The organism is Caballeronia cordobensis, from assembly GCF_001544575.2.
In the GTDB taxonomy this organism is placed as follows: Bacteria; Pseudomonadota; Gammaproteobacteria; order Burkholderiales; family Burkholderiaceae; genus Caballeronia; species Caballeronia cordobensis.
Genome location: NZ_FCNY02000018.1, coordinates 117,926 through 135,814 on the forward strand (window position 1 = coordinate 117,926; position 17,889 = coordinate 135,814).

Here is a 17,889-nt window from a genome sequence, read left to right on the forward strand (position 1 = left end):
TGAATTCTCTCTGGTGCCGGAAAGAGGAATCGAACCCCCGACCTTCGCATTACGAATGCGCTGCTCTACCGTCTGAGCTATTCCGGCCCCTCTGTTGCGTTCGTTTAGTTCGTCAGCAACGAAGAAGTGAGATTATGCAGAGCATTTTTCGTCTTGGCAATACCTAAGATCAATTTTTCTGATCGAGATGGTAGCGGGTCACGCGATCGACTTCGCTCTTGGAGCCGAGGAACACCGCAACGCGCTGATGCAGGCTCGTCGGCTGGATATCGAGAATGCGCTGCTCGCCGTTCGTCGCTGCACCGCCCGCCTGCTCGACGATGAAGGCCATCGGATTCGCTTCGTACATCAGGCGCAGCTTGCCGGGCTTCGACGGATCGCGCTTGTCGGCGGGATACATGAAAATGCCGCCGCGATTCAGAATGCGGTGCACATCGGCGACCATCGACGCGATCCAGCGCATGTTGAAGTCTTCCTTGCGCGCGCCGTCCTTGCCGGCGTTCAGCTCGTCGATGTAGCGCTGCACCGGCTCATACCAGTGACGCGTGTTCGACGCGTTGATCGCGTATTCGCGCGTTTCGACGGGCACCTTCATGTCGCGCTGCGTGAGCACCCACGAGCCCAGCTCGCGATCGAGCGTGAAGCAGTTCACGCCGTGACCGGTCGTGAGCACGAGCACGGTCTGCGGGCCGTACACCGCGTAGCCCGCCGCGACCTGCTGCGAACCCGGCTGCAGGAACGCCTGCTCGCTCGGCTCGACGCCGTCCGGGCAACGCAGCACCGAAAAGATCGTGCCGATCGACACGTTCACGTCGATGTTCGACGAGCCGTCGAGCGGATCGAACGTCAGCAGGTAATTGCCCTTCGGATAGCGGTTGGGAATCGGGAAGATCTTTTCCATTTCTTCCGATGCCATCGCGGCGAGGTTGCCGCCCCATTCGTTGGCTTCGAGCAGGATTTCGTTCGACAACACGTCGAGCTTTTTCTGCACTTCGCCCTGAACGTTCTCGCTGCCGGCGGAGCCGAGCGCTTCGCCCAGAGCGCCCTTGCTGACGTGGTAGCTGATCTGCTTGCACGCGCGCGCGATCACCTCGATCAGAAGCCGCAGGTCGGCGGGGAGGTTCTGGTGTTCGCGTTGCTGCTCGATCAGATACTTGGAAAGCGTGGTACGGCTGGAAATGGAGGACATGCGGGACTCCGTGAGCGTTAGACGAATATCCACGATTCTAACCGCTCGACCTGTCGCGTCGATGTGACAGCATCCGCCATAAGCGAGAACGGCCGCCGCGCGAACCTCGCGCGGCGGCCGTCAAACATCGGATAAAACCCGGCGAAACGGCGCTCAGGCTGCGAGCGCTTTCTCCACCACCTCACGCACGTCGCGCGATTTCGCCTTCGATGCGACTTCCGAGAGCGCCGCATGCATTTTTTCGCGCAGCTTCGGCGTGAAGCGGCGCCACAGTTCGAGCCCGCGTGCGAGGCGCGCCGCGACCTGCGGATTGAGCGCGTCGAGCGCGATCACCTGTTCGGCCCAGAACGCGTAGCCCGAGCCGTCTGCGGCATGGAACTGCGCGGGATTGCCACTGCAGAAGCTGAAGATCAGCGAGCGCGCGCGGTTCGGATTCTTGATGTTGAACGCCTGATGCTGCATCAGCTTGCGCACGATCTCGATCACCTTGCGGTCCGGCCCGCCGCGTTGCGTCGCCTGGAGCGCAAACCATTTGTCGATGACGAGCGCCTCGTTCTCGAAGCGGCGATAGAAGTCCGCCAGCGCCGCGTCCGCGACGCTCGCATCCGCGCCCTGAGTCGCGCTCGCGAGCAGCAGGGCCGCAAGCGCCGCCGAGCGGTCCGTCATGTTGTTGGCGGCGTCGTATTGCGCCTGCGCAAGCGTGACCGCTTCGCGCGGATCGTCGAGCTGGCTCAGATAAGCCAGCGCCAGATTCTTCAGGCCGCGCTTGCCGGCGTCTTCCGGCGTCGGCCGGTATTCGCCCGGCGTGCGGTTCGCCTGATACGTCGCGATCCATTTCTCGCGCAACTGCGAGGCGAGACGGCGGCTCATGAAGACGCGCGCCGCATGCACGGCGGCCGGATCGGACACGGCCATCTGCTCGGCGAGGTAGCTTTCGGACGGCAGCATCAGCGCCAGTTCGCGGAACGCGGGCGTGAGCGTGGTGTCGTCGAGCACGCGCGCGAACGCCGCGATCACCTGATCGTCGATCGACAGCGCTTCGCCACTGGCCGCGCGCTCGGCGAGCCCGAGCAATTCGCGCGTGGCGAGACGCTGGCCGGCTTCCCAGCGGTTGAACGGATCGCTGTCGTGCGCGAGCAGGAACGCGAGTTCGTCGTTCGTGTAGTCGTATTCGACGATCACCGGCGCCGAGAAATTGCGCAGCAGCGACGGCAGCGGCGCCTCGTTCACGTCGACGAAGGTGAACGACTGCTCGCGCCCGGTGAATTCGAGCACGCGCGTCGTGCCGTTCGGCTCCTTCTCGCCTTCGAGGCGCAGCGGCAGATCCGCGCCGTTCTGCCCGATAAGGCCGACCGAGAACGGAATCAGCAACGGCCCTTTCTGCGTTTCGCGCGCCGCTTCCGACCCTTCGCCGTAGCCCTGCGCGAGCGTCAGCGTGTAACGCTTCTTCGCGGCGTCGTACTCGGCGCGCACCGACACGCGCGGCGTGCCGGCCTGGCTGTACCAGCGCTCGAACTGCGCGAGATCGCGATGATTCGCATCCGCGAGCGCGTGACGGAAGTCGTCGCAGGTCACGGCCTGACCGTCGTGGCGCTGGAAGTAGAGGTCCATGCCGCGGCGAAAGCCGTCGCGGCCGAAGAGCGTCTGATACATCCGCACGACTTCCGAGCCTTTCTCGTAGACGGTCATCGTGTAGAAGTTGTTGATCTCGACGTAGCTTTCCGGCCGCACGGGATGCGCCATCGGGCCGGCGTCCTCGGCGAACTGCATCTGACGCAGCACGCGCACGTCCTCGATGCGCTTGGTCGCGCGCGCGGCGGCGCTGCTTTGTCCACCGTCGGCGCCGTCGGCGTCGCCCGCGGCCATGTCGGCGGAAAATTCCTGATCGCGGAACACGGTCAGGCCTTCTTTCAGGCTCAACTGGAACCAGTCGCGGCACGTCACGCGATTGCCGGTCCAGTTATGGAAGTACTCGTGGCCGACCACGGCCTCGATATTGGAGAAGTCCGTGTCCGTCGCCGTTTCCGGATTGGCGAGCACGTACTTCGTGTTGAAGATGTTGAGCCCCTTGTTTTCCATCGCGCCCATATTGAAGTCGCTCACCGCGACGATCATGAAGCGGTCCAGATCCAGCTCCAGCCCGAAGCGCTTTTCGTCCCAGCGGATCGAATGGATGAGCGAATCCATTGCGTGACGGGTTTTATCGAGATCGTGCGGCTCGACCCACACTTGCAGCAGCTTCTCCCGGCCCGAGCCCGACTGGATGCGTTCCTCGATGCACACGAGCTTGCCCGCGACGAGCGCGAACAGATAGCTCGGCTTCTTGAACGGATCTTCCCATTTCGCGAAGTGACGGCCGCCGGGCAATTCGCCTTCCTCGATCAGATTGCCGTTTGATAGCAGCACCGGATACGCGGATTTGTCGGCGCGCAGCGTGACGGTGTAGGTTGCCATCACGTCGGGGCGATCGAGGAAGTAGGTGATGCGACGAAAGCCCTCGGCTTCGCACTGCGTGAAGAAGTTGCCGCTGGAGACATAAAGTCCGGAGAGCGTCGTGTTCTCCGCCGGATTGCAGATGCTCTCGATGCTAAGCTCGAAGGCATCCGCCGCGGGAATACCGCCGATGGACAGTCCGTTCTCGTGAACACGGACATCCGCGTGCGCGACGCCGTCGATCGCCGCGCTCACGAATTCCAGTTGCTCGCCCATCAGTTCGAGCCGGGGCGCGTCGCCTTGCGCGTCGGGATTGCGGCGCAGCGTCATCGTGCTCTTCACGACGGTGCGCGCCGGCACGAGGTCGAATTCGAGCGCGACGGAGTCGATCAGAAACGCGGGCGGCGTGTAGTCCTGGCGGCGGATCACTGCGGATGCGGTCGTGGTTGACATGGCGGGATCTTCAAAGTGAATGGGGCGGCGCGGGCGCATTGCGCGGACATTCTGTCACGGCACGAATGCTGGCGCGGCATGTCGAACCATTGTACAAAACGCCCGTCGATCGTGAGCGCCGCCCGCTGCTGCTTTGCCAGGCCTTGGCATATGACCGGGGTGCGTGCGCGGATTGCGCGCGCTATCTATAACTAAGAAGAGCAGTTTCCGAAGTGAGGACGACCATGAATGTTCCGATCAAGGCGCTGTGCCAGTGGTTGCTGGTACTCGCCGCGCTATGGCTTTCGGGCTGCACGACCTATGTGCAGACGCAGGTGACCGCCTTCTCCGACTGGAGCGGCAGCGACGCGACCCGCACCTACGCATTCGCGCGCCAGGGCGAGCAGCAGAACAGCATCGAGCAGACGACTTACGAGACGCTCGTGGCGAACGAGCTGTCGAAGTACAACTTCCGGCAGACGCCGGACGCGAGCGCGCGCTATCAGGTGGCGCTCGGGTATTCGGTGCGCGGCGACCTCGTGACGGTGCGCCAGCCGGTCTATTACGATCCATGGCCCATGTACGGGCCCTACGGCCGTCCGTTCTGGGGGCCATGGGGCGGCTGGGGGCCGTACGGCCCGTGGGGTCCGACCGGTTACGTCGATCAGAGCTATCCGGTCTACATCCACGCACTGCAGATTCGCATGACCGACCGCCAGACCGGCCGCGAGGTCTACAAGGTGACGGCGGTGAATTCGACGGGCGACCCCTCGCTCTATCAGGCGATGCCTTATCTGACGCGCAGCGCGCTCGCGGATTTCCCGCTCGGCAATGGCACCGTGCGCACCGTGACGTTGCCCGTGGACAAGAACGGCGGCATCTCGAACGAGACGGCGGCCTCGCTGACGCCGACCGATCGCGGCGTCGCGCCTGCGCCTGCGTCCAAGACCGTCGAATGAGCGTGGCGGCGGCGGCGCCCGCACGCACCGGAAATAATTTCCGGCGCGCGTCGCGCCGTCGTACGCGGGATCGCCACGCGCCATTTCAAAAACGCCCGGCGGCCTTGATCGAACTGGGAATTATCGCCGCGTTACGAAGCCGCAATATATGCAGCTTCGCGCAATTAGCGATATATTTCCGTGATGACAAAATCGTGTCCGCCCAATCCTGAAGCCGTTCCCCAGCCCACGACGTGGGACGCGCGGCTCGCCCGCCGCCTCGTCACGCCGCTCGTCGGCACGCCGGTGACGCCCAATCATCTGACGACGCTGCGCCTCGCCATCGGCCTGGCCGGGGCGTATTATCTGTCGCTCGGTCAGTTCTGGCTCTGCACGCTCGGCGCGCTCCTCATCGCATTGTCGAATCTCGTCGATCACACGGACGGCGAGCTCGCGCGCATCAGCGGCCAGTCGAGCAAGATCGGCCACTTCTACGACCTCGCAGCCGATGCGCTCGTGACCGTGCTGCTGTTTCTCGGCATCGGGTTCTACGTGGCGGTGCATCATCCGTCGATGTTCCTGCCCGCGCAATGGCTCGGCGGCGTCGCGGGCGTGGCCGTTGCGCTGATCTTTTTCCTGCGCATGCGCATCGAGTCGATGGTCGGCAAGTCGGGCACGAAGCAGGCGTCGATGGCCGGTTTCGAAACGGAAGACGTGCTGTATCTGCTGCCCGTCGTGACCATCCTGAACGGGATGACGCCGTTTCTGATCGCCGCGGCGATCGGCGCGCCGCTCTTCGCGGTGTACGTGGCGATTGACTATCAGCGCGTCAGCAAACAGATGAAGCAGCGCGCGCAAGCGTCGCATGCGAATAAGAGCAACGATTTCCAGGCGGTGAGATGAGCGATACGGCAATTCCGGTCAACACCCCGATGCAGGAACGAGGCGCGGCGCAGGCGGCGCGCCTGTCGGAGCGCGATATCGATGCCACGCTGAACGCGCGCCTCGCCGCGCTGCCCACGCCGACGCTGCGCAACGAGTACGGCAAGCAAGGCTCGTTTCTCTACATCGAGGATTTCCTGCCGCGCGATTACACCGAGCGCCTGATCGCCGCCGTGCACGACACGTTACCGTCCGTGAACCGCAACTACCTGCCGGGTCACAAGGCGGGCGGCAGCGTGAGCCGTCACACGCTCGACAAGCTCGCGCCGTTCATCGCCGATCTGTACCGGTCCGAGGCGCTCATCAAGTGGCTGGAGGCGCTCACCGGCGACAAGCTGCAACTCTCGCCCGAAGACGATCCGCACGCCTACGCGCTCTATTTCTACACGCGTCCGGGCGACCATATCGGCTGGCATTACGACACGTCGTATTACGATGGCCGCCGCTACACGCTGCTGCTCGGCGTGATCGACGACTCGTCCTGCGCGCTCGAATACGAACTGCACACCAAGACGCCGGGCGCTGCTGCGCAGCCGGGCGCGGTGCAGTATCCGCCGGGCGCGTTCGTGTTCTTCGACGGCGACAAGCTGCGCCATCGCGTGACGCCCCTTCGCGAGAACGAAATGCGCGTGTCGCTCACGTTCGAATACGTGACGAACCCGAACATGCGACCGTTTCAGCGCTTCATCTCGAACATGAAGGATTCGATCGCGTATTTCGGATTCAAGCAGGTCTTTCGCCGCAACGGCGGCAAGAACGGGCAGGCATGAGCCGCGCGGGCACATTTCTGTTGTCGGTCGGCGTGGTGCTGTTCATTGCGCTGCTCGGCTGGCAGGGCTTCGGCTCGGTCGCGGCGACTCTCGCCGCCGCCGGCTGGGGGCTCGTCGCGGTCGCGGCGTTTCACTTCGTTCCGCTTTTCGTCGATGCCTTCGCGATCAGCGTGCTCTTTTCCCGCAAGGAGCGCGACGTCTCCCTGCGCGACGCGCTGCTCGCGCGCTGGGCCGGCGAATCGGTGAACAGCCTGATGCCCGCCGGCCAGATCGGCGGTCCGATGCTGATGGTCCGCTATCTCGCTCAGCGCGGCATGCGCGCGCGCGACGCGGCCGCCGTCATCACCATCAGCACGACGATGCAGACCGTCGCGCAACTCATCTTCGCGCTGATTGGCGTCGTACTGCTGACGGGCTTCGCGGCGGGCGGCTCGTCCTCGACGGTGACGATCGCCGTGCTGGCGGTGATCGGCGTCATCGGTCTCATGATCTTCGGCTTCTATCTCGCGCAGCGGCGCGGTCTCTTTGGCCGCGCCATGCGTTTCGCCTCCGGCATCGCCGCGAAATTTTCGGCCAAGCGCGACTGGTCGTCGCTCGTCACGCGCGCCGAAGCCGTCGATGCCGCCGTGCACGAGCTGTATCGCGAGCGCGCGAAAGTGGCGTCGAGCTTCGGCCTGAGCTTTATCGGCTGGATCGTCGGCACGGGCGAGGTGTGGCTTGCGCTGCATCTGCTCGGCCATCCGGTCGGCTGGACCGAAGCGCTCCTGCTCGAAAGTCTCGGCCAGGCGATACGCGGCGCGGCCTTCGCCATTCCCGGCTCGCTCGGCGTGCAGGAAGGCGGCTATCTGCTGCTCGCGCGCCTGATCGGCCTGCCGCCCGAGGCGGCGCTCGCGCTCTCGCTCGCCAAGCGCGCGCGCGAGCTGCTGCTCGGCGTGCCGGGCATCGTCTATCTGCATTTCGTTGAAAAAGGCTGGCAGCGCCGCCGTCTCGCGCGCGTGCCGGATATCGACTGATCACCCACGAAGGGAACACAACCATGCGCGCAATTATTCTTGCGGCCGGGATGGGCTTGCGCCTCGTTCAGCCCGAAGGCCAGCAAAAGCCGAAGTGTCTGTTGCGCTTTGGCGATGCGTCTCTGCTCGAACGGCACCTCCACTTTCTGAAAGCCGCGAATGTCGATGAAGTCGTCTTCGTGACCGGCTTCAAGAGCGAGCAGATCGAAGCGGAACTCGCCGCGATCGACTGGAAGCCGAAGACCGAAATCGTCGTCAACGATGAATTCACGCTCGGCAGCGTGCTGTCCGTGCACACCGCGCGCGACGCGATGACGCGCGGCGGCGATGTCCTCCTGATGGACGCCGACGTGCTCTACGACGAGCGCATTTTCGCGCCGCTCGTCGCGGGCGGCAGCGTGAACCGTCTGCTGATCGACCGCGATTTCGAAGCGGGCGACGAGCCCGTGAAACTGTGCGTTGAAAACGGCGTGCCGGTCGAGTTGCGCAAGCAGGTCGCGGCGGGGCTCGCGTACGACACCATCGGCGAATCCGTGGGCTTTTTCCGCTTCGACGAAAAGACCGCCACGCGCCTCGCCGAAATCTGCGCCGATTACGTCGCGACGGGCCGCGCGAAGATGCCGCATGAAGAAGCGGTGCGCGACCTGTTGCTGGAGAACTTGGACAACCCGCGCCACGTGTTCGATATCGCCGATGTGACCGGCGCGCCGTGGATCGAAATCGATTTTCAGAACGACGTGAAGCGCGCGGCCGACGAAGTGCTGCCGCAACTCAACGCGCTGCGTCAGTTTGCAGGAGCCTCGCAACAATGAACGCACTCACACAAATCCCGGTCGGCTACTCGCGCACGATGCGCCTGCGCGAAATGCTGCAAAGCAATCGCCTCGAATTCCTGATGGAAGCGCACAACGGCATCTCCGCGCGCATCGCGAAGGAAGCGGGCTTCAAGGCGATCTGGGGCTCGGGCCTGTCGATTTCCGCGCAATTCGGCGTGCGCGACAACAACGAGGCGAGCTGGACGCAAGTCGTCGACAACCTTGAATTCATGGCCGACGCGAGCGATCTGCCGATTCTCCTCGACGGCGACACCGGCTACGGCAACTTCAACAACGTGCGCCGGCTCGTGAGGAAGCTGGAACAGCGCGGCATCGCGGGCGTGTGCATCGAAGACAAGCAGTTTCCGAAGACCAACAGCTTCATCAATGGCGAGGCGCAGCCGCTCGCGGACATCGACGAATTCTGCGGCAAGATCAAGGCCGGCAAGGATTCGCAGAGCGATCCCAATTTCTCGATCGTCGCGCGCGTCGAGGCGCTGATCGCGGGCTGGGGCATGGAAGAAGCGTTGAAGCGCGCCGAGGCATACCGTCAGGCGGGCGCGGACGCGATCCTGATTCATTCGAAGCTCTCGAAGCCGGACGAGATCCTCACGTTCGCGCGTGAGTGGGCAGGGCGCGGCCCGCTCGTCATCGTGCCGACGAAGTACTACAGCACACCGACCGATGCGTTCCGTCAGGCGGGCATCAGTTGCGTGATCTGGGCGAACCATCTGATTCGCGGCGCGGTGTCGGCGATGCAGGCGATTGCGAAGGAAATCCACGACAGCGAGACGCTCGTCAACGTGGAAGACCGCATCGCGGCGGTGAACGAGATTTTCCGTTTGCAGGACGCGGACGAATACTCGGCCGCCGAGAACATCTATCTGACGGCGGCGAATGAAAAGCGCAGCGCGATCGTGCTGGCCGCAAGCCGCGGCGCGGGCCTCGAAGCGCTGACCGAAGCGCGTCCGAAGGTCATGCTGCCGGTCGCGGGCAAGCCGCTTCTGCGCCATCTCGTCGAGGCGTTCAAGAAGGAAAGCATCAACGACATCACGGTCGTCGGCGGATATCGCGCGGACGCGATCGAGTCGGGCGGCATCCGTCTCGTCGTCAACGAACGGCATGAAACGACGGGCGAGCTCGCCTCGCTCGCCTGCGCCGCGAAGCACATGAACGGCGACACCGTGATTTCCTACGGCGATCTGCTGTTCCGCAGCTACATCCTGCGAGATCTGACGGAATCGGACAGCGATTTCTGCGTGGTCGTGGATTCGTCGCAGGCGCCGCAGGCGGGCGACACCGTCACCGACTTCGCGTACTGCTCGACCGGCGACGACCGCGCGCTCTTCGGCCAGAAAGTGTGGCTCGAAAGCGTGGTTGGCGCGGGGCAGTCGCTGATCGAAAATCGCGCGCCGCAGGGCCGCTGGATGGGTCTCATCAAGGTGCGCGGCGGCGCGCGCGAGCGTTTGCTCGCGACGCTCGACACGCTGCAGCAGCGCACCGATTTCGACCAGCTCGACATGGCCGCGCTGCTGAACGCGCTGATCGCCGCCGGTCAGAAGATCGAAGTGCAGTACGTGCACGGCCACTGGCGCGGCGTGAACGATCTCGACGATTTCCGCCGCGCGGGCGATTTCGCGCACGGTCAGACGCCGATCGGCTCCGAAGGCGCGGAGAACGCGCGTGATTGAGGCCGCCCAGTTCGTCGAAGCGGCGCGCGAGCGCGGTTTCGACTGGTACGCGGGCGTGCCGTGCTCGTTTCTCACGCCCTTCATCAACTACGTGCTGCAGGACGACACGCTCAACTACGTGTCGGCGGCGAACGAAGGCGATGCCGTCGCGCTGATCGCGGGCGTCGCACTCGGCGGCGAGTTCGCCAAAGAGCGTAAGCGCCGCGGCATCGCGATGATGCAGAACTCCGGTCTCGGCAACGCCGTGAGCCCGCTGACGTCGCTGACGTGGACCTTCCGTCTGCCGCAACTGCTGATCGTCACGTGGCGCGGCCAGCCGGGCGTCCACGACGAGCCGCAGCACGCGCTGATGGGCCCGATCACGCCGCAGATGCTCGACACCATGGAAATTCCGTGGGCGCTGTTCCCGACGGCCGCCGACGAGATCGGCCCCGCGCTCGATCGCGCGACGGCGTACATGGACAGCACCGGCCGTCCGTATGCGCTCGTCATGCAAAAGGGCAGCGTCGCGCCGTATGAACTGAAGCAGACGGGCTTGTCGGGCGTGCGCGCGCCCGCGCAGCCGGCGGCCGTGCAGCGCTTCGGAGGCGAGCGCGTGACGCGTCACGATGCGCTGGCCAAAGTCATCGCGAACACGCCGAAGGATTCGACGGTCGTGCTCGCATCGACGGGCTTTTGCGGACGCGAGTTGTACGCGATCGACGACCGCGAGAACCAGCTCTATCTTGTCGGCTCGATGGGCTGCGTTACGCCGATGGCGCTCGGGCTCGCGCTCTCGCGTCCCGATCTGCGCGTCGTCGCGCTCGACGGCGACGGCGCCGCGCTCATGCGCATGGGCGTGTTCGCGACGCTCGGCGCATACGGCCCGCCGAACCTGATTCACCTGCTGCTCGACAACGGCGCGCACGAATCGACCGGCGGCCAGGCTACCGTTTCACGCGGCGTCGATTTCGCGTCGATCGCGGCGGCGTGCGGCTACGCGCTTGCGCTCGATGGCGACGACATCGGCGTGATCGACCGTCTTTTCGACGCTAAAGATGTCGACGGCGTGCGCTTTGCCCGCCTGTCGATCAAAACCGGCACGCCGGGCGACCTGCCGCGCCCGAAGATCACGCCCGAAGACGTGCGCGCGCGCCTGCAACAACACCTAGGAGGCCGTTGATGCTGCTGCTCAATCCCGGTCCTGTCACGCTCACCGAACGCGTGCGTCAGAGCCTGCTGCAAACCGACTTGTGTCATCGCGAGCCGGAGTTCTTCGATCTTCAGGACGAGGCGAGAAAGCGTCTCGTCGCCGCTTACGCGCTCGATCCGGCCACATGGAGCGCCGTGCTGATGACGGGCTCGGGCACCGCCGCGGTCGAAAGCATGATCGCCGGCCTCGTGCCGGAAGGCGGGCGGCTGCTCGTCGTGGAAAACGGCGTGTACGGCGATCGCATCGCGCAGATCGCGAAGCAATACGGCATCGATCACGAAGTCATCAAGTACGAGTGGATGCAGGCGCCGGACATCGACGCGATCATCGAACGGCTCGACGGCGGGACATTCACGAACGTCGCGATCATCCATCACGAGACGACGACCGGCCGCCTGAACGCGATCGACCGCCTGTCGCGCGCGTGCGCGGAGCGCGGCATCGGCCTCTTGCTCGATGCGGTGAGCAGCTTCGGCGCGGAGGCCATCGATTTCGACGGCGGCGGCATCGCCGCGATTGCCGCGACGGCCAACAAGTGCCTGCACGGCGTGCCGGGCGCGGCGTTCGTCATTGCGCGGCGCGATGCGCTCGCGAAGGCTGCGAACCGCACGTACTACCTCGGCATCGCCCGGCTCGCAAAGCTGCAGGACGAGCGCAATACGCCGTTCACGCCCTCGGTGCACGCGTACTACGCGCTCGTCGAAGCTTTGCGCGAGTTCGAGGAAGAGGGTGGCTGGCGCGCGCGTCATCAGCGTTATGCGAAGCTCGCGGAGCAGATGCGCTCGGGCTTGGCGTCGCTCGGCATGGCGAGCGCGTTGCCGCCGGAAGAATCGTCCGTGGTATTGCGGGCGTACCGGCTGCCCGCGGGCATGACCTACGAGAAGCTCCACGACGCGCTCAAGGCGAAGGGCTTCGTGATCTATGCAGGGCAGGGCGGTTTGTCGAAGGAACTGTTCCGCATCTCGACGATGGGCGCGCTCGACGCGAACGACATGGATCGGCTGATCTCGGCGTTCGTGGAACTGGTGCGCTGATCACGGCTTGCAGAATATCGCCGTGATGAAGGGCGCGACGTGGTGTACATCCGCGTCGCTGCCCGCGGCCTTCACTTTCTCCGCGACTTCCGCGTCGCCGCCCCACACGACCACGCCATACGCCGAATCGGCGATCGGTTCGCCTTTGCCGGGCCGAAAGATCGGATCGTCCTTCTGATACGCCACGACCACATACACCTTGAATCCGTACGCCGTCAGCGTCGCGCCCTTGACGGGCTTGAACGCGTTGACCGAGTTCGGCTCCACGCGCATCGGTTTGGTTTCGAGCAGCCCGCTCTGCTGCAACGGCGCGACGAAATCATGCGCGGTCGATTTGCAGTCGAGCTGCGCTTCGATCGGCTTCGCATGCGCGAGCGCAGCGAGCGACGCAAGCGTCACGGCGAGGGCGATTCGGATTCGGGCGATGTGCTTCATGTCGACGCGATGTTCAGGACAGCTTGCACTTTAGCGAGAATGCAACAAATCCGCACAAAACGTCGAGCAAAACCTTGCGCTCGCGTGGCCGGGCAGACGAACCGCGCCGACAAAAAAGCGGCCCGCGGGCCGCTTGTCGGATGAATCGCTGACGGATCAGGCGTTTCAGGCCGCCAGCTCCAGCTTCGCCGTCTTGCGCGTGTCGCGCGAATGCACGCGCTTGCCGGCGGCATACGTCTCGAACACCGCGCGATCGTCGCCGAGCAGCGCGAACGCGAACAGCAGTTCTTCCAGCGATTCGGTCCGCGCCGTGCGGCGCGCGAGCAGCGGCGTCGCGTTCGGATCGAGCACGACGAAATCCGCCTCGCTGCCCGGCTTGAGCGTGCCGATTTTGTCGTCGAGTTCGAGCACTTGCGCCGCGCCCGTGGTCGCGAGCCAGAACATGCGCGTCGCGGTCAGATGATGGCCCGTCAGGCGCGCGACCTTGTGCGCTTCGTTCATCGTCTGCAGCATGGAAAACGACGTGCCGCCGCCGACATCCGTCGCGAGCGCGACCGGCATGTTCGACGCGCCGGCCTTCTCGAAATCGAACAGGCCGCTGCCGAGAAACAGGTTCGACGTCGGGCAGTGCGACGCCACCGCGCCCGTTTCCGCCATGCGCTCGCGGTCGCGGTCATCGAGATAGATACAGTGGCCGTACACCGCGCGGCGGCGCAGCAGGCCGTAGTGATCGTAGATGTCGAGATAGCTGCGATGCCCAGGGAAAAGGCTTTCGACCCATTTGATCTCGTCGGTGTTTTCCGCGACGTGACTCTGGATGAACACGTCCTGATGCTTCTGCGCGAGCGCGCCGCACGCTTCGAGTTGCGCTTCGGTCGAGGTCGGCGCGAAACGCGGCGTCAGCGCGTAATGCTGACGCCCACGCCCGTGCCAGCGCGCGATCAGTTCCGCGCTGTCGTCGTAGCCGGACTGCGCCGTGTCGCGCAGAAACTCGGGGCAGTTGCGGTCCATCAGCACCTTGCCGGCGACCATGCGCAGATTGCGCGCTTCGCTTTCCGTGAAGAAGGCATCGGCGGATTGCTTGTGCACCGTGCAGTAGACGAGCGCGGTCGTCGTGCCGCACGCAAGCAGTTCGTCGATGAAAAAGCTCGCCGTCTCGCGCGCGACCGCCGGATTCTCGAAGCCGCGCTCGGTCGGAAACGTGTACGTGTTGAGCCAGGGCAGGAGGCCAGCCGCAGGCGACGCGATCATGTCCGTCTGCGGATAGTGGATGTGCGAGTCGATGAAACCCGGCACGATCAGCTTGTCGCGCATCGTGTGGACGGTCGCGTCGGGCGAGAGCGTGTCGCGAAGCGACGCATACGCGCCCGCCGCGCTCACTTTGCCGTCCTCGACGATCAGAAGGCCGTCGGCCTCGTAGACCGCGCCATCGGCGGCATGCGCGGGGTCTTCGCGAAAGGTCAGCAACTGGGCGCGGTAGGCGGTCTGTGTCATGGTGCAACGTCTCCGATATCTAGAATTTACAACTGCGAAAGCAGTACCAAAGCGCAAGCCGCGATGATCCACATCGCCGGCTTGATTTCCTTTGCGCGCCCCGTCGCCGTCTTGAGCACGACGAACGCGAGAAAGCCATACGCGACGCCGTCGGTGATCGAGTAGGTCAGCGGAATCAGGATCATCGCGAGGAACGCGGGAATGGCCTCGTCGAAGCGATGCCATTCGATCTTCGTGATCGCTTCCATCATGAACACGCCGACGAGCACGAGCGCGGGCGCCGTCGCGATCGCCGGAACGAGCGACAGAAGCGGCGACAGGAACAGGAACGGCAGAAAGCACAATCCGGCGACGACCGCGACGAGTCCCGTGCGCCCGCCCGCCGAAATGCCCGCCGCCGATTCGATATACGCGTTCGCCGGGCTCGTGCCGAGCGGCGCGGAGATCAGGGCAGAGAACGAATCGACCATCATCGACTGGCGGATGTTGCGCGGATTGCCGTCGCGGTCGTAGAGCTTGCCGGCTTCGGAAATCGCCATGAAGGTGGAGAGCGCGTCGAAGAACGACGTGAACAGCATCACGAAGATGAACGGCCAGTAGATCACCTTCAGCGCGCCCATGAAGTCGAGCTGCATGACCGCCGAGAAATCCGGCGAGGCGAAGAGGCCGTTCCAGTTGACGAGCGTTTTCGTGGCGATGGCGGCGGGCCAGTAGGCGGTGCCGTCGCCATAGAAGCGGCCGATGGGAATCGCGATGATCGTCGTGAACACGATGCCGAGCATCAGCGCGCCCGTGACCTTGCGCGCGACGAGCACCGTCGTGACGGCAAGCCCGATGAGGAACGTGATGACGACCGGATTCAGCGACGCCGAATGCACGACCGTGACCGGATCGCCGACGACGAACTTCGCGTTCACCAGACCGATGAGGCTGATGAACAAGCCGATGCCGCACGATACCGCGTGCCGCAAATTCGCCGGAATCGCATCGACGACGAGCTTGCGCGCGTTGAACGCCGCGAGTACCGCGAAGATCACGCCGGACCAGAACACGCAGCCGAGCGCGGTCTGCCACGGCATCTTGCCGCCGTGCACCATGACGAACGCGAAGAGCGCGTTCATGCCCATGCCGGGCGCGACCAGCACCGGGTTGCGCGCGTAGAGGCCCATCGCGCAGCTGCCGAGAAAACTGACGATGACGGTCGCCGTCAACGCCGCCGGAAAGGGCACGCCCGCCGCCGACAGAATACCCGGATTGACGACGATGATGTACATCGCCGTGAGAAAGGTCGTGATGCCCGCGACGACTTCGGTCTTCGTGCGCGAGCCCGCCGCGCGAATGCCGAAAAAGCGTTCGAGCGCGGTGTTATCGCGTTGAGTGCTTGCTGTGGTATCCATCTTTCTTCTTTTATTGCTTCCAGTACTGATCCAGGCGCGCGATCATGCCGTCGCGTTCCGCTTCGGTGACGAACGAGGCTTCGAGGCTGTTTCGGAGCAGCGTGTAGACCTCGTGATCCGTGAGCTTCAGCGCATCGACGATTGCGAAGTAGTTCGCGTTGACGTAGCCGCCGAAATAGGCGGGATCGTCGGAGTTGATCATCACCGCGACGCCCTGATCGAGCAGGTCCTTGAGCGTGTGCTTCGTCATGTCGTCGAACACGCAGAGCTTGAGGTTCGACAGCGGGCAGACGGTCAGCGCGATGCGTTCATCCGCAAGACGCGCGACGAGCGCCGCGTCCTCGATGCTGCGCACGCCGTGATCGACGCGATCCACCTTCAACAGATCGAGCGCTTCGTAGACATACGACGGCGGGCCTTCCTCGCCCGCATGCGCAACGAGCTTCAGGCCGCGCTCGCGCGCTTTCGCGAACACGCGCTCGAACTTCGACGGCGGATGGCCGCGCTCCGACGAATCCAGCCCGACGCCGATCAGCCGGTGGCTGTACGTGTCGAAGAGCGGCAGTGCGCTTTCATAGGTCGCGAGCGCGTCTTCTTCGGAAAGATGGCGCAGGAAGCAGAGAATCAGCTTGCTCGACAGGCCGCGCTTCTCGCCTTCGGCCAGGGCGGCGTCGATGCCCGCGACGACCGTTTCGATCGGCACGCCGCGTTCCGTGTGCGTCTGCGGATCGAAGAAGATTTCCGTGTGCGCGACGTGGTCCGCGAGCGCGCGCTCGACGTAGGCCATCGTCATGTCGTAGAAGTCCTGCTCGGTGAGCAGCACGCTCGCGCCCGCGTAGTAGATGTCGAGAAACGATTGCAGGTCGGTGAATGCGTAAGCGGCGCGCAGCGCGTCGATCGAGTCGTACGCGAGCTTCACGTTATTGCGTTTCGCGAGCTCGAAGATCAGTTCCGGTTCGAGCGACCCTTCGATGTGGATATGCAGCTCGGCTTTGGGCGCGCGCGCAATCTTGTCGGCGAGTGTGGGATTCATGGGGCTTATTTCTATCAGGGCGATTGCAGGGGATACAGCGTGGTCAAGCGGTCTGCGACGACCTTGTGAGCGCATGGGCTTCGACCGCCTGCAGCAGTTGGGCTGCCGCTGCGACGGCGATCACTTCGGGCGCTTTATCGACGATGCCGTCGATGCCGATCGGACACACCATGCGCGCGATACGCGCCGGGTCGATGCCGCGCGCCGCGAGCCGGTGCTCGAACTGCTTCTTCTTGGTGAACGAGCCGATCATCCCGAAGAACGCGAAATCGCCGCGTTTCAGGATGCACTCGGCCAGCGCGAGATCGACCGTGTGGTTGTGCGTCATCACGAGGAAGTACGCGCCGGGCGGCGCGTTGTCGACGGCTTCGTCCGGCGCGTCGTTCGGCTCGATCGACACGTTGTCCGGCACGAACTGCGCGGGCGGGAAAGCCGCGTCGCGCGAATCGACCCACGTGACGTGACAGGGCAGCGTGGCGAGCACGCGAACCAGCGCCGCGCCCACATGACCCGCGCCGAACAGCACGACCTGGAAGTCGCGCGGCGCGAGGGTTTCCGTGAGCAGCGCGCCGCTTTCGTCGAAACCGGCGCCGTCCCACAACAGGCAGTCGGCGTCGGTCGCGCCCGGCTCGGGATCGGAGAGCATCACCGCATCGGGCAGCGGCGCGAACGAAACGCTGCGCACGGTCGACAAACCCTGCGCCGTGCGTTTCGCGAGCGTCGTCACCCAGTTGAGGTCCGATACGTCGAGCCGCTCGAACGCCAGCACGACCGCGCCGCCGCAGCATTGGCCGAGGCTCGGGCCCAGCGCGAAACGCTCCAGCCTGCGCATGCGTTGCGTGCGCATGCCGTCCTTCAGCACTTGCCGTGCGGTCTCGATGGCCTTCCATTCCAGATGGCCGCCGCCGATCGTGTAGCGCGCGTCCTCGCGTGTGACGATCATCTTCGTGCCCGGCTCGCGCGGCGCGGAGCCTTCGACACGCGCGACCGTCACGAGCACGACGGCGTCGCCGTGCGCGAGCAGGTGTTGCAGGTCGTTCAGCCAAACTTGCATCGATGGGGCTCCAGAGAAGAATCGTCG

The 17,889-nt window shown here is 64.6% G+C and carries 15 protein-coding genes and 1 tRNA gene; 8 read left to right on the plus strand and 8 right to left on the minus strand.

What is annotated here, in order from left to right; translation table 11 throughout:
- Positions 1-11: 11 nt before the first annotated feature.
- The 3 genes from AWB70_RS28690 to pepN form a co-directional block, all read right to left on the minus strand.
- Positions 12-87, minus strand: a tRNA-Thr gene (locus AWB70_RS28690).
- Positions 88-169: 82 nt separating this feature from the next.
- Entirely contained in the window at positions 170-1,189 is a 1,020-nt protein-coding gene (locus tag AWB70_RS28695; RefSeq protein ID WP_014190745.1) for a class 1 fructose-bisphosphatase, read from the minus strand.
- Between the two features lie 153 nt (positions 1,190-1,342).
- Complete coding sequence (gene pepN / locus AWB70_RS28700; protein WP_053567686.1) at positions 1,343-4,075, minus strand: aminopeptidase N; 2,733 nt, start codon at positions 4,073-4,075, stop codon at positions 1,343-1,345.
- Positions 4,076-4,299: 224 nt separating this feature from the next.
- On the opposite strand from pepN, the gene AWB70_RS28705 reads away from it, so the two are divergent.
- From AWB70_RS28705 to AWB70_RS28740, 8 genes are all read left to right on the plus strand, one after another.
- On the plus strand, positions 4,300-5,013 hold the full coding sequence (locus tag AWB70_RS28705) for a DUF4136 domain-containing protein (RefSeq protein ID WP_053567687.1): 714 nt from the start codon (positions 4,300-4,302) through the stop codon (positions 5,011-5,013).
- 183 nt (positions 5,014-5,196) lie between these two features.
- Positions 5,197-5,895 carry a CDP-alcohol phosphatidyltransferase family protein gene (locus AWB70_RS28710; protein ID WP_053567688.1) on the plus strand — a complete coding sequence of 233 codons (699 nt, stop codon included), beginning with the start codon at positions 5,197-5,199 and terminating at the stop codon, positions 5,893-5,895.
- On the plus strand, positions 5,892-6,704 hold the full coding sequence (locus AWB70_RS28715) for a HalD/BesD family halogenase (RefSeq protein WP_053567689.1): 813 nt from the start codon (positions 5,892-5,894) through the stop codon (positions 6,702-6,704). The genes AWB70_RS28710 and AWB70_RS28715 overlap by 4 nt, the downstream gene beginning before the upstream one ends.
- The gene (locus tag AWB70_RS28720; RefSeq protein ID WP_014190750.1) at positions 6,701-7,717 is read left to right on the plus strand and encodes a flippase-like domain-containing protein; all 1,017 of its coding nucleotides are present in this window, start codon (positions 6,701-6,703) and stop codon (positions 7,715-7,717) included. The genes AWB70_RS28715 and AWB70_RS28720 overlap by 4 nt, the downstream gene beginning before the upstream one ends.
- Before the next feature lie 23 nt (positions 7,718-7,740).
- Positions 7,741-8,529, plus strand: coding sequence for a phosphocholine cytidylyltransferase family protein (locus AWB70_RS28725; protein ID WP_053567690.1), 789 nt, complete (start codon positions 7,741-7,743; stop codon positions 8,527-8,529).
- The gene (aepX, locus tag AWB70_RS28730; RefSeq protein WP_053567691.1) at positions 8,526-10,223 is read left to right on the plus strand and encodes a phosphoenolpyruvate mutase; all 1,698 of its coding nucleotides are present in this window, start codon (positions 8,526-8,528) and stop codon (positions 10,221-10,223) included. The genes AWB70_RS28725 and aepX overlap by 4 nt, the downstream gene beginning before the upstream one ends.
- Positions 10,216-11,385 carry a phosphonopyruvate decarboxylase gene (gene aepY / locus AWB70_RS28735; protein WP_053567692.1) on the plus strand — a complete coding sequence of 390 codons (1,170 nt, stop codon included), beginning with the start codon at positions 10,216-10,218 and terminating at the stop codon, positions 11,383-11,385. Before aepX ends, aepY begins: the two co-directional genes overlap by 8 nt.
- Complete coding sequence (locus AWB70_RS28740) at positions 11,385-12,449, plus strand: 2-aminoethylphosphonate aminotransferase (RefSeq protein ID WP_053567693.1); 1,065 nt, start codon at positions 11,385-11,387, stop codon at positions 12,447-12,449. The genes aepY and AWB70_RS28740 overlap by 1 nt, the downstream gene beginning before the upstream one ends.
- Here AWB70_RS28740 and AWB70_RS28745 read toward each other — a convergent pair whose 3' ends face one another.
- The 5 genes from AWB70_RS28745 to xdhC all read right to left on the minus strand — a co-directional run bounded on the left by AWB70_RS28745 (position 12,450) and on the right by xdhC (position 17,862).
- Positions 12,450-12,884, minus strand: a complete 435-nt coding sequence (locus tag AWB70_RS28745) for a hypothetical protein (protein WP_053567694.1) — start codon at positions 12,882-12,884, stop codon at positions 12,450-12,452.
- 165 nt (positions 12,885-13,049) lie between these two features.
- On the minus strand, positions 13,050-14,378 hold the full coding sequence (guaD, locus tag AWB70_RS28750; protein ID WP_053567695.1) for a guanine deaminase: 1,329 nt from the start codon (positions 14,376-14,378) through the stop codon (positions 13,050-13,052).
- Between the two features lie 26 nt (positions 14,379-14,404).
- Positions 14,405-15,775 carry an NCS2 family permease gene (locus AWB70_RS28755; protein WP_053567696.1) on the minus strand — a complete coding sequence of 457 codons (1,371 nt, stop codon included), beginning with the start codon at positions 15,773-15,775 and terminating at the stop codon, positions 14,405-14,407.
- Between the two features lie 10 nt (positions 15,776-15,785).
- Positions 15,786-16,808, minus strand: a complete 1,023-nt coding sequence (locus AWB70_RS28760) for an adenosine deaminase (RefSeq protein WP_053567697.1) — start codon at positions 16,806-16,808, stop codon at positions 15,786-15,788.
- A gap of 43 nt (positions 16,809-16,851) precedes the next feature.
- Positions 16,852-17,862, minus strand: coding sequence for a xanthine dehydrogenase accessory protein XdhC (gene xdhC, locus AWB70_RS28765; RefSeq protein ID WP_014190759.1), 1,011 nt, complete (start codon positions 17,860-17,862; stop codon positions 16,852-16,854).
- Between the last annotated feature and the right edge of the window lie 27 nt (positions 17,863-17,889).